We start from the raw sequence: 12084 nt of genomic DNA on the forward strand, positions 1-12084 counted from the left end.
AGGGAGAATCTCTGTGCGACGCTTGTGGCAGCTTTTCTGGAGACCCAGCACCAAATACGGACTCGGTGTACTTCTGGTCATTGGCGGTATCGGTGGCGTGATCTTTTGGGGCGGTTTTAATACCGCGATGGAAGCCACGAATACCATGGGCTTCTGCATCACGTGTCACGAGATGGAAGCCAACGTTTACGAGGAATACAAAAAGACGGTTCACTACCAGAACGCGTCCGGTGTGCGCGCGACGTGTTCGGACTGCCACGTACCCAAGGACTGGACCCACAAATTCGTACGCAAAGTCTACGCGACCCGCGAACTCTACCACCACTTTGTCGGCACCATCGATACGCCCGAGAAATTCGAGGCGCATCGTCCGGAAATGGCCAAAAGGGTCTGGGCTTCGATGGAGGCGACAGATTCGCGTGAATGCCGCAACTGCCACACTTTTGAAGCGATGGACTTCACAAAACAGTCCACCAAAGCCGCCCAGGAGATGAGCAAAGCCCATCAGACCGGGCAGGGAACCTGCATCGACTGTCACAAGGGCATTGCGCACAAAATGCCTGATCTGTCAGCCGGCTTCAAGAAAACCTTCGAGGATCTTCAGGCGCTCGCGCAGATTTCAAATAATGATGCTGACGTCCTTTACACCATCGCCACCACAAGCGCCTATCTGTCCGCCGACGAGATCGAAGCAGGCGGACGTGGCGCCGGAACCCTTTTGCCGGCAACCGGCCTGAAGGTTCTCGAGCGCAAGGGCGATGCGCTTAAGGTCCGCCTCGAAGGCTGGCAGCAGGACGGTGCCGACCGGGTGATCTATGCCCGGATGGGACACCGGATCTTCGAGGCGGCCCTGACGCCGGGCGCGATCGAGCAAGTCCAACGCCGCGAAACGCTCGTCGACACGAACACGGATCTGACCTGGCACCAGGTCGATATCGACCTGTGGGTGGGTTCTGGCAACATGATCGCTGATCCGGACAGGCTGTGGGCCTATGGCGAAGAAATGCATGTTGCAAGTTGCTCGACCTGCCATTCCCTGCACGAGGCGGATGGACATCTGGCCAATCAGTGGATCGGTGTCATCAAGGCAATGGAGCGTTTCATCACACTCGACAAGGAAGAAACCCGCATGTTGCAAAAATATCTTCAGCTCCACGCCTCAGACGTCCAGCGGGGCTCCTGATGCAGACCGAGAACGCAGCACCCGACATCGTTTCAACCGTGGGCACAACAACCCTCGAGCTGTCGGGTGCGGAACGCGCCGGCATATATCGATGGCTCTCCGGCTTATTCGCACAGGAACCGACATTCGCGACATTGCGGGTCTATAAAGCCGCTGACGGCATGACGCTTCTGGATGAGTTGAGTGCGATTGAAGCACTTGCACCGGCCGCCGAGGCTATTCGCACCCGGGTCTCAGGCGCGCCGCATCGCGATCTGAAAACGATCTCACTTGATCTCTCCGGCGAATTCGCACGGCTCTTTCTCGGTGTCGGCGGACGGCGTAGCGCACCCCCCTATCAATCCTTTTACGCCGGTGCTGACGGCCGCCTGATGCAACAGACAGCCGGCGCGATGCAGGACGAGCTGCAGAAAATCGACGCACGTCTGACCAAGAGCTTTGCCGAATTGCCGGACCACATATCGGTGCAACTGGCGGTGATGAGCGAACTCGCACTAACCGCAAGTCCGGCCAAACAGGTCGATTATCTTGAACATCGGCTTCTTGACTGGATCGGTGCGTTCCGTGACCGATGCCATGCCGCCGCCCCGGAGAGTTTCTACACGGTCGCGGCTGGTGCACTTGTCGATTTTGTTCGGGCGGATGCTGCGTCCCTGAGCGCCTGAAGGGCCTGGCACGCAGCATCCAGAACCCACGAATTTACACCCTGTTTACACGATTTTACAGCGCGTTCACGGGCCACAGGAACGTCATTCACTCCGCTTGGCTAGGCTTATGCCGTCCGGCGCATGCCGCCAATAATCCCTGAGGAGCGACCATGACCAGAACAGTTTCATCCAACAGTACGACCAGCATGACGCGCCGTCGTTTTCTCGAGAGCGCGGCGTCGATTACGGCGTTGGCAGCCGTCGCCCCGTCGATTCTTGCTGCAGGCGCCGCCCGCGCAGCCACGAACGGAGAAGTCATCAGCGGCTCCCACTGGGGAGCGTTCCACGCCACCGTCAAGGATGGCCGCTGGACAGATATCCGCGGTTGGGAAAAGGATGCACATCCAAGCCACCAGCTCGAGGGCGTGCTGGATTCGGTCTATTCACCCACTCGCATCAAATACCCGATGGTCCGTCGGTCCTATCTGGAGAACGGCCCCGGCTCAAATGTTGAAACACGCGGTTCCGATGATTTCGTGCGCGTGAGTTGGGATGAGGCGCTGGATCTGATTACCGCCGAATTCAAACGCATGGGCGAGACCTACGGGCCAACCGCGATCTATGCCGGTTCCTACGGATGGAAAAGCCCCGGCAAGCTGCACAATTGCCAGAGCCTGCTGCGGCGGATGCTGAATGTGAGCGGCACCGGCTATGTCAACAGCTCAGGCGACTATTCCACCGGCGCCTCGCAGATCATCATGCCGCATGTCATGGGCACACTGGAAGTCTATGAACAGCAGACCGCATGGCCCGTGGTTGTCGAAAACACCGACCTTCTCGTGTTCTGGGGCGCCAACCCGATCATCACCAATCAGATCGGATGGGTCATCCCTGATCACGGCGGATATGAAGGTCTGCAGGCCTTCAAGGACACCGGCAAGCCGGTTCTCTTCATCGACCCCGTGCGGACGGAAAGTGCTGATTTCTTCGGCGATCAGGCCGAATGGATCGCGCCAAAGCCGCAGAGCGATCTTGCGATGATGATGGGCATTGCCCACACGCTGTACGAAGAAGGCCTGCATGACCAGGCATTTCTGGATGAATACACATCCGGCTTCGACCGGTTCCTGCCCTACCTGACCGGCGAGAGTGACGGCACACCCAAGAACGCCGAATGGGCGGCTGAGATCAGCGGCATTGATGCCGAAACGATCCGCGGACTGGCAAGGCGGTTTGCGGACGGCACCACAATGCTGGCCAGCGGATGGTCCCTGCAGCGTCAGCATATGGGCGAACAGCGCCACTGGATGCTTGTCACGCTTGCCTGCATGCTGGGCAAGATCGGCCTTCCGGGCGGCGGCTTCGGCTTGAGCTACCATTACTCAAGCGGGGGTTCACCATCGGCCGACGGTCCGGTTTTGCCGGGGATCACCGATGGCGGCAAGGCGGTGGAAGGCGCGGCATGGCTGACCGAAAGCGGCGCAGCGTCCATTCCCGTCGCACGCGTCGTCGACATGCTGGAAAATCCCGGCAAGCCTTTCGATTTCAACGGTAAGAACGAAACCTATCCCGATACGCGCATGACCTACTGGGTCGGTGGCAACCCGCTTGCCCACCACCAGGACCGCAACCGGATGATCAAGGCCTGGCGCAAGTTCGAGACCGTTGTCGTACAGGACTTCCAATGGACCGCGACCGCCCGCCACGCAGACATCGTTCTGCCGGCGACAACGTCCTATGAACGCAACGACGTGGAGCAGTATGGCGATTATTCGCTCAAAGCGATCATCGCGATGAAGAAAGTCATCGAGCCCATGTACGAAGCGCGAAGCGACTTCGACATATTCGCTGACCTTGCCGAGCGTCTCGGCGCCGGAGATGCTTTCACCGAAGGCAAGGACGAGATGGCCTGGCTGCAGGAATTCTACAAATCCGCCGAAGACCAGGCAAAGGCGAAAAGCAGCGAGATCCCGTCCTTCGATGATTTCTGGGAACAGGGTTATCTGGAGTTTCCGGTGACCGATGCCGGCCGCAACTTTGTGCGCTATGCCGACTTCCGTGAAGACCCGCTGCTGGAACCGCTGGGCACACCCACCGGGCTCATCGAGATTTTCTCGCGCAATATCGAGAAGATGGGCTATGACGACTGCCCGCCGCACCCCACCTGGATCGAGCCGCTTGAACGGCTTGACGGTCCGGACGCCAAGTACCCGCTCCACGTGGCGACCAGCCACCCGCAGTCGCGACTTCATTCGCAGCTGTGCGGTACGATACTGCGTGAGAACTATACGGTGGCCGGACGCGAGCCCTGCCTGATCAATCCGGCAGATGCCGAGGCGCGTGGCATTGCCGATGGCGACGTGGTGCGCGTGTTCAACGATCGCGGGCAGACGCTGGCGGGTGCCATCGTAACGGACGCAATCCGGCCTGGCGTGATCCGGGTCAATGAAGGCGGCTGGTACGATCCGGTCGAACCGGGCGTGGATGGCAGCCTGTGCGCCTATGGCGACATCAACATGCTTTCACCTGATCTCGGCACCTCGAAACTGGCGCAGGGAAATTGCGGTCATACCGTCCTTGGCGACGTGGAAAAATTCACCGGCGATCTGCCCGAGGTGAAAGTCTTCGATACGCCGGCAAACAGCTGACGTTCATCGAATATCAAAGGTGAAAGGGTGGCCATTCGGCCACCCTTTTTCGTTCAATCCCACCCCGCATGCGATGACAGTCATACACCGTCCGCTCATAAATGGTTGATTTGCTTTCAAGACTCCGCCGCTGATAGTCTTTGAAGCGGCGGATTCCCAATTTTCAAAGATCCGCCCGGCAGGCAATATCCACCACAGCAGGCGCCATTATGCAAAGGGCGCGATTATTCTATTTGGGTCAAACACGACATGTGGATCAAACCGAACACGGAGCATGGCAGCGCCTGGTATCTGAGACCTTTCTTCTGGAACCAGCGGCGGAAATATGGTGACGTTCTGGACGCCGCCCTCCTTTGGGCGCGATCTCCGAAACTGTTCATGGGGGTCGCATGTCTTTACGGAATGATCGACCGCCGGTCCTCACCGATCAGCCCGGCATTGCGGTCACTTCTGACGGTCAGGGTTTCGCAGATCAACCACTGTTCGTTCTGCGTCGATATCAATTCGGCAACGCTTGTCAAGCGAGGCGCCTCACTCGAAAAAGTGTCCGCCCTTGCGGCGTGGCGCCAGAGCGCGCTGTTTGATGAGAAGGAACGCGACGCACTTGACTATGCGGAAGCGATAACGTGGTCCGATCGCGAGGTTGATGCAGATCTTGTCGAACGCCTGCGGCGTCACTTCAACGATGACGAAATCGTCGAACTCACCGGCCTTATCGCGTTTCAGAACATGTCCAGCAAGTTCAACAGCGCGCTTAACGTGCCGCCGCAGGGATTTTGCCAGCTTCCCGAGCCTTCGACCGGCGATGACTCCGGCAAAAAATCCGGATAGCGGCATTTACATACGGAGCTGTGTCACGCGTCGCCGGCCACAGCGGCATGCTGGTCAGTCTTTGCTGCCCTGCATGGCTTCATATTGGTGAGAATAGACCTCAACAACATTGCCGAACGGGTCAGCGCAATAGCACATACGGAACTCTTTTTTGGGCGGCCGCTCCTGCCAAAAATCCGATAGCTGCTTGCCACCGGTTTCGACGATGCGGGCGACGAGGTCCTCGACATCGGGATCCGTCACGCATATGTGGAAATAGCCGTGCCGCCAATATTCGATCACTTCATCGCGGCGCTCAATCGGCGGATCAACGGGTTCGAACAACTCAAGCCCGACCCCATTTGCCGCCGCCATATGGGCAATGCGCAAATGATTGAGGCTCTGGCCAAGAATATTGCGGGTTTGCGCACCCATCGCGCCTTCGGATGTCAGGTCATACGGCCCGCCCACCAGGCCAAAACCCATAACATCCTGATACCATTTGATGGCGGCCTCGATGTCATCGACAACCGCACCGACATGATTGATGGCAACTGGTCTGGTCATGGTCTTCGGTTCCTCCCTGTTCCTGTGTTCACGCCGTCATTGTGTCAAGATTGACCGGCACACCCGTCTTTGCGGAATGCGTTGCCGCCTCGGCCATCATCAAGGCGTTGATGCCGTCCTCCAACGTGGACGGAGGCGACGCTCCGGTTTTGAGTGCCTCGACGAATGCCGCCCACTCGGCGCTATAGGCCTGCATGTACCGCTCCAGGAAGAAGTGGACCGGCTTTGCGGCTGTTACGCCGGACTTGTTCGAGGTAACGACTGTGTTTTCCAGCACATTGGTCGCCTGCAAGAGACCGTCGGAGCCCAACAGTTCGATACGCTGATCGTAGCCATAGACTGCTCTGCGCGAGTTCTTGATCACTGCGATCTGTCCGCTGGCATAGGTCATCGTCACAACGGCAGTATCGACATCTCCCAGTGCGCCGATTGCGGGATCAACGAGGGACGAGCCAACGGCGCTGACTGTGACCGGCAGTTCTTCCAGAATGAAATTGGTTATGTCGAAATCATGGATCATCATGTCGCGGTAAAGGCCGCCAGACCCTCTTGCATATTCAACGGTCGGGGGCGCAGGGTCGAACGATGTGATCGACAGCAGTTCCGCCTTGCCGATATCGCCATTGGCGAGCGCTGATTTCAGTGTTGCAAAATGGGTGTCAAAACGCCGGTTGAAGCCGATCATGACCGGCTGATTGCGCCCGGCAATCGCCTGTTGGCACCGGCGCGCCCGACCAAGGTCCAGATCCACCGGCTTCTCGCACAGGACGGCTTTACCGGCTTCTGTCGCTGCTTCGATCAGGTCGGAATGCGTATCGGTTGAGGTGGCGATCAACACGGCATCGATTGACGTATCGGCCAAGATCTCCTCAGTGCTGCGTGCCGTGGTGCCGTATTCCTGCGCGAGCCTTTCCGCACTCTCGATATTCACATCCGAGACCGCTGCAAGCGTGCTCTCACGGTGAGCCGAGATCGCTGTGGCGTGAACTCCAGCAATGCGACCGGCCCCAAGTAATCCAACATTCAGCATTATAAAATCCTCCGTGGCGGGATGCGCGCCCCGCGCATCGGCAATCGTTTTCAAGCGCGCAAACGGCGCTCAGATATCCTGCAGCTGAAAGTCAGCCGCCGCTTCAGGCATGACGTTTCGCAACAGCGAAACGGATTTCTCCAGACCTTCCAGAGAGTTCAAAAGCACGTCTTCGTGCTCAATCGAGACCCAGCCGTCATATCCGGCCATTTTCAGCCGGTAGCAGAATTGCCGCCACCACTCCTCGCCATGGCCGATGCCGAGCGTGACATAAGACCAGCTGCGCGCCGGGATATCCGTTAGCGATCCAGTTTCAAGAAGGCTGGTCGTTGCCTGCACGGGGGCATTCAAAAGCGTATCTTTGGCATGCACATGATGGATCGCTTCTCCCAGCGCTTCAGGGATCATGAGCGGATCCGCACCCATCCAAAAAAGGTGCGAAGGGTCGAGATTTGCCCCGATGACCGGCCCGACCGCTTCGCGCAGTTTCAACAGGGACGGTGTATTGTAGACGCATTGATTTGCGAACATTTCCAGAGCAATGCGCTCGACGCCATGCTCCCTGGCGAATTCGGCAATGTCAGTCCAATAGGGGATAAGCTTCTCCTCCCATTGGTATTTCAACATGGTCTGGGTCTCGGGCGGCCAGCTGGCCACAACCCAATTGGGCATGGTGTCGGTCGCATTTCCAGCGGGCAGGCCGGACATGGCGCAAACGGTCCTGATGCCCATCTCACCGGCAACGCGGATCGTGTCCTTCAGCTTGTCGCTATGCGCGGTACTGGCCGGATGCAGTGGGTTGCCGTTGGCGTTGAAGCTGACAATCTCGAGTTCCCGCGCGGCAAATTCGGCGCGAAATTCCTTTTGCGCCTGGCTGTTGCCAAGCATGCCGTCAAGATCGAAATGGGGCGCGGTGGAAAATCCGCAGGTATTGATTTCCACGCCATGTACGCCCATGCGCGCGGCATTATCGAGCAACTCGTTAAGCGGCATGACGCTCAGACTGTCTGAAACGAATGCCAGCTTCATGAGTAGAATTCCGGTTTTTGAACCATCTTCACCGGCGTCTTGGCGCCTGAGGCAAGCGCCTCCACACCAGCTTCGGCGACAAATGCCGCGCAATACCCATCCCAGCTATCGGATCCGATTTCCGGAAAAATCCCGGTTTCAACAAATGACAGGAACGCCGTGTTCTGGCGCAGATAGGCTTCCGCGTAGCGGGTACGCCAGTCCGCGTCATAGCGGGTGGCGCTTGACAGCGCCAAATCCGTGCGGGTGTAGGCGACCTGGTTCATGGCGATACTGCCGGCCTCGCCGACAAGCTCTGCCCGTACATCGTAACCGTAAGCGGCGTTGTTGTTGATCTCGATGGTCACGAGCTGGCCGTCGGTGGTTTCCAAAACCATCACCACCGGCGCGACAGCGGTGTCCGAGCGCGTCGGCTGATAGGCCGAGATGGTGGCGTATTCGACGCCCAGAACGTGGCGCGCCACGTCGAATTCGTGCGGGGCGGAGTTGGTAATCGCCATTGCCCCGGTGAAATCGTCAATCGGTATTTCAACGTTGCGGTGGAAATTGTGCATGATCAGCGCACGACCGAGCTTGCCATCGGCCAGCGCAGCCTTCATCTCCACATAGGATTGGTCGTAACGGCGCATGAAGCCCACCTGCACGAATTTCTCGCCGGCGGCCTGTTCTGCAGCCATGACCTCAAGGCATTCGGCTGAGGACTGCGACAGGGGTTTTTCGCACAGCACTTTCTTGCCTGCCTTGATACAGGCAAGGCTCAGGGGCGCATGTGTCGAGTCGGGCGTGGCCAGAATAAGCGCGTCGACATCGGAGCGTGCGATCACCGCTTCGGCGTCAAAGGCCACGTCGGCCGCCCCCAGGCTTTCGGCGACAGTTTCGGCATTGGCCTTGTGTGCATCACACACGACCTGCAGTTTTGCACCGGGCAGGTTCCGGGCAACGATCTTCGCATGATCCGCGCCCATTTGGCCGGTGCCGATAACGGCAATTCTAACTGTCAATCTCAGAGATCCTTCTTAACTATCGTCTCAGTTCGATCCCGTGCCCGACGGCCGGCAGATATCAGGCGACCGCTTGTGGTTCCCTCAAGGTTGGGCCTGATCCGCAGGGCCCTCAATGGCGGCCTCCAGATCCGCCATCGTTTCACCTCCGGCCATCAGATCGGTTATTTCTTCGCGGGATTTTTCGCCCTTGCGGAAATCTGCCGCGACCGCTCCGCGGATGAGTACCGCGAAGTGATCTCCGACCGACATCGCGTGCATGACCTGGTGGGTAATAAAGATCACGGCCAGGCCACGTCGCTTCGTTTCGTTCACTATGCGCAGTACGTGTGCCGCCTGTTTCACACCCAGGGCAGCGGTCGGCTCATCGAGGATCAGAACACGCGCGCCAAAGTGCACGGCACGCGCAATGGCAAGCGACTGCCGTTCGCCGCCCGACAACCCACCGACCAGCCGGTCTCCATCGTCAATTCGCGTGATGCCGAAATCCCGCACGGCCTTTACCGCGATGGCATTGGCTTTCTTGCGGTCAAAAAACTGCAGAGGACCAAAACCTTTTGTCGGTTCCACGCCGGCAAAAAAACTGCGCCCGATGGACATGAGCGGGAAGGTGCCGCCAAATTGATGCACGGTGGCGATACCGGCATCCTGCGCCTGTCGCGGCCCTTCGAAAACCACGGGCTTTCCATCCATCAGTATCTCGCCGCGCGTCGGCTGGTGCACTCCGGCCAGAGTCTTGATCAGCGTTGACTTGCCGGCACCATTGTCGCCAAGAAGACACAGCACTTCGCCGGGCCTCACCTTGAGATTGATGTCGCGCAGCACCTCGATCGGCCCGAATGATTTGTCGACATCGCGCAGTTCCAGGATCGGAGTTTGGTCGGACATATTGGGCTCCCGCTAACTCTTCTTCTTCGATGTCGACCAGTTGGTCGCCAGATTGCGGAACGTGTCGTTCATGAGAACGGCAATCAGCAGCATGACGCCGATAATCAGGCTGGACAGGTTGCGGTCGATATTGGTGAAATTGATACCCTGCTGCACAATTCCGAGGGTCAGCGTTCCGAAGAATATACCCATAACGCTACCGAAGCCGCCGGTCAGGAGCACGCCGCCCACAACCACCGCAATGATGGTGTTGAAGATCAATGTGAAGTTGGTTGAACTTTGGGCCGAGTTGAACTGGATTGACTGGCAGATACCGGCAAGCGCCGTGCAAACGGCCACCAGTATGAACAATGCAATTTTCAGCCTGTCTGTCGGGATGCCGGCATTACGGGCGCTTTCCTGGTCACCGCCCAGGGCGAAAATCCAGTTTCCCCATTTCGAATAGTGCAAAACGTAAATGAAGACGACTGTCAGAAAGATCCACCACAGGACAGAGGATCGGAAACCGCCGAAATAGCGGCCGCCAAAGATGGCCTTGGCCCAATCCGGGGGATACAGCGCGACCTGTGTCGTGTTTGTCAACAATATGGACAGGCTCAATGTCAGGCCGGCAACCGCAAACAACGTGCCCAACGTGACGATCAAAGACGGGACACTCGTACGTGTGACAAGCATGCCGTTTACCCAGCCGATGAATGCGGCAATGCTGAGCGTGAATATCATGCCCAGCCAGATGGGCAGTTCATAATAACCGGATGTGATGCCCATGGTCATCGCGGATGCCGGCAAAACCGCTCCGACGGAGATGTCGAGCTCGCCGGCAATCATCAAAAACCCGACGGGGATGGCAATGATGCCGATCGCCGAGGCGTGATTGACCCAGGTTGAACTGCCAATCACGGACAAAAAATTCTTTTCGAAACCGAAAAAGGCAAACACGATGAACACCGCCGCCATGCCCATGAAGGCACCGACTTCCGGTCTGCGAAAAAGGTTGCCGAAAGAGGACGACAGGCCTGATTTGTTTGGCGGTGTGGTCGCCTCGGCAGATATGCTTGCCGTTCGGGTTTCGGTATTGTCGGCCACACAGCTCTCCTGTGATCCAGTTTCGGCTATTTCTGTTTGCGCGTTCGGCCCGGCCATTCACGCATGCGAATGACCGGGCCGGTTGCTTGGGAGGTTATATCAGCGTGCGCCGAGCTTCACACCAGCGAGAGCGCTCTCGATATTGCTCGCATCGACAATCGCGGGACCGGTCAACACAGGCTCTGCGATGATTTCCGTGCCGAATTTGAGGTGCGCAAACAGTGTTGCGGTTGACAGGAAGCCCTGAAGATAAGGCTGCTGGTCAATCGCCATGGCCTGGGTGCCGGCCTGGATACGATCAAGCACCGCAGCGCTCATGTCGAACGTGCCAAGCTTCACGCGGTCAGTCGCGCCAAGCTCCGAGATCGCGTTGGCCGCTGCGTCTGAGGCCCAGGCCGCCAGGGTAACAACGCCATCGATGCTGTCGTCACCGATCAATTCAGCTTTCAACGCCTCAGACGTGCCGACCATGTCCTGGTCGAGGTTGGCAGGCACACGCACAACATAAACTTCGCTGCCGACTTCCTTAGCCCCGTCCACGACGCCCTTGCAGCGTGCTTCGAGGTTGATCGCGCCGGGGATCTGAATGTGACACATGATCTTCTTCGCGCCGTTTTCGGCCATGTATTTGCCACCGGCGACACCCGCGACATATTCGTCCGAGCCAAAGTAGTTCAGCGCGTCCAGCTCCTTCATCTTGTCCTGGCCGGCGTTGTACATTGTGATGACGATACCGGCATCACGGGCGGCTTTCAGGGCAGGCATCTGAGACTCGGGCACCCAGACCGGGATTGCGATGCCGTCAACGTCCTGCGCAACGGCCTGCTCGATAAGGGTCACAAGATCGGGTCCAAAATTGTCGTAGTTTTGAACCAGCATATAGTTGACCGAGCCACCATTGGCTTCGACCATGAGGGTTGCGTCTTCAACACCCTTTTTGAGAATGTTCCAGAAGCCATCGTTGATCGAGCCACCGATCACGGCGATATCCTGCGCCCAGGCGCCGGTTGCTATTACCGTGGCGGTCGCCGCGGCCATTATGGTTTTCATCATTTTCACTGGGTCTTCCTCCCTATTTTGCAGTCTTAAGCGGCATTTTGGGCTTTCCCAAGCCAAGGCCGGCGACACGTTCATTCCCGTCGCCACTCCTCCCCTGGTGCAGCCAATTACGTTGAGCAACGTTGCATCTCCTGTG

The 12084-nt window shown here is 58.1% G+C and carries 11 protein-coding genes; 4 read left to right on the forward strand and 7 right to left on the reverse strand.

What is annotated here, in order from left to right:
* Positions 1-13 precede the first annotated feature (13 nt).
* The 4 genes from torC (at position 14) to OQ273_RS18640 (ending at position 5309) form a co-directional block, all read left to right on the forward strand.
* The gene (gene torC, locus OQ273_RS18625; protein ID WP_267992278.1) at positions 14-1183 is read left to right on the forward strand and encodes a pentaheme c-type cytochrome TorC; all 1170 of its coding nucleotides are present in this window, start codon (positions 14-16) and stop codon (positions 1181-1183) included.
* On the forward strand, positions 1183-1848 hold the full coding sequence (locus OQ273_RS18630) for a TorD/DmsD family molecular chaperone (RefSeq protein ID WP_267992280.1): 666 nt from the start codon (positions 1183-1185) through the stop codon (positions 1846-1848). Before torC ends, OQ273_RS18630 begins: the two co-directional genes overlap by 1 nt.
* A 152-nt stretch (positions 1849-2000) precedes the next feature.
* Positions 2001-4478: a trimethylamine-N-oxide reductase TorA gene (gene torA, locus OQ273_RS18635; RefSeq protein ID WP_267992282.1), complete on the forward strand. Its 2478-nt coding sequence runs from the start codon at positions 2001-2003 to the stop codon at positions 4476-4478.
* Between the two features lie 249 nt (positions 4479-4727).
* Complete coding sequence (locus OQ273_RS18640; RefSeq protein ID WP_267992284.1) at positions 4728-5309, forward strand: carboxymuconolactone decarboxylase family protein; 582 nt, start codon at positions 4728-4730, stop codon at positions 5307-5309.
* Between the two features lie 54 nt (positions 5310-5363).
* Here the strand turns inward: OQ273_RS18640 and OQ273_RS18645 are convergent, their stop codons facing one another.
* From OQ273_RS18645 to OQ273_RS18675, 7 genes are all read right to left on the reverse strand, one after another.
* Positions 5364-5855 carry a VOC family protein gene (locus OQ273_RS18645; RefSeq protein ID WP_267992286.1) on the reverse strand — a complete coding sequence of 164 codons (492 nt, stop codon included), beginning with the start codon at positions 5853-5855 and terminating at the stop codon, positions 5364-5366.
* 28 nt (positions 5856-5883) lie between these two features.
* A complete protein-coding gene (gene iolG / locus OQ273_RS18650) occupies positions 5884-6885 on the reverse strand; it encodes an inositol 2-dehydrogenase (protein ID WP_267992288.1) in 1002 nt (333 codons plus the stop codon).
* Positions 6886-6954: 69 nt separating this feature from the next.
* Positions 6955-7914 carry a sugar phosphate isomerase/epimerase family protein gene (locus OQ273_RS18655; RefSeq protein ID WP_267992290.1) on the reverse strand — a complete coding sequence of 320 codons (960 nt, stop codon included), beginning with the start codon at positions 7912-7914 and terminating at the stop codon, positions 6955-6957.
* Positions 7911-8915: a Gfo/Idh/MocA family oxidoreductase gene (locus OQ273_RS18660; RefSeq protein ID WP_267992292.1), complete on the reverse strand. Its 1005-nt coding sequence runs from the start codon at positions 8913-8915 to the stop codon at positions 7911-7913. The genes OQ273_RS18655 and OQ273_RS18660 overlap by 4 nt, the downstream gene beginning before the upstream one ends.
* Positions 8916-8999: 84 nt before the next feature.
* Positions 9000-9803, reverse strand: a complete 804-nt coding sequence (locus OQ273_RS18665) for an ATP-binding cassette domain-containing protein (RefSeq protein ID WP_267992294.1) — start codon at positions 9801-9803, stop codon at positions 9000-9002.
* 12 nt (positions 9804-9815) lie between these two features.
* Positions 9816-10766: an ABC transporter permease gene (locus tag OQ273_RS18670; protein WP_267993149.1), complete on the reverse strand. Its 951-nt coding sequence runs from the start codon at positions 10764-10766 to the stop codon at positions 9816-9818.
* A gap of 222 nt (positions 10767-10988) precedes the next feature.
* The gene (locus OQ273_RS18675) at positions 10989-11942 is read right to left on the reverse strand and encodes a substrate-binding domain-containing protein (protein WP_267992296.1); all 954 of its coding nucleotides are present in this window, start codon (positions 11940-11942) and stop codon (positions 10989-10991) included.
* Between the last annotated feature and the right edge of the window lie 142 nt (positions 11943-12084).

The organism is Hoeflea prorocentri, from assembly GCF_027944115.1.
GTDB classification, from domain to species: domain Bacteria; phylum Pseudomonadota; class Alphaproteobacteria; order Rhizobiales; family Rhizobiaceae; genus Hoeflea_A; species Hoeflea_A prorocentri.

Excerpts from the sequence above, each read along its gene's own strand:
- torA (WP_267992282.1), top strand. The coding sequence starts at position 2,001 with ATGACCAGAACAGTTTCATCCAACAGTACGACCAGCATGACGCGCCGT.
- OQ273_RS18670 (WP_267993149.1), bottom strand. The coding sequence starts at position 10,766 with ATGGGCATGGCGGCGGTGTTCATCGTGTTTGCCTTTTTCGGTTTCGAA.
- OQ273_RS18665 (WP_267992294.1), bottom strand. The coding sequence starts at position 9,803 with ATGTCCGACCAAACTCCGATCCTGGAACTGCGCGATGTCGACAAATCA.
- OQ273_RS18655 (WP_267992290.1), bottom strand. The coding sequence starts at position 7,914 with ATGAAGCTGGCATTCGTTTCAGACAGTCTGAGCGTCATGCCGCTTAAC.
- OQ273_RS18640 (WP_267992284.1), top strand. The coding sequence starts at position 4,728 with ATGTGGATCAAACCGAACACGGAGCATGGCAGCGCCTGGTATCTGAGA.
- OQ273_RS18675 (WP_267992296.1), bottom strand. The coding sequence starts at position 11,942 with ATGATGAAAACCATAATGGCCGCGGCGACCGCCACGGTAATAGCAACC.
- OQ273_RS18645 (WP_267992286.1), bottom strand. The coding sequence starts at position 5,855 with ATGACCAGACCAGTTGCCATCAATCATGTCGGTGCGGTTGTCGATGAC.
- iolG (WP_267992288.1), bottom strand. The coding sequence starts at position 6,885 with ATGCTGAATGTTGGATTACTTGGGGCCGGTCGCATTGCTGGAGTTCAC.
- OQ273_RS18630 (WP_267992280.1), top strand. The coding sequence starts at position 1,183 with ATGCAGACCGAGAACGCAGCACCCGACATCGTTTCAACCGTGGGCACA.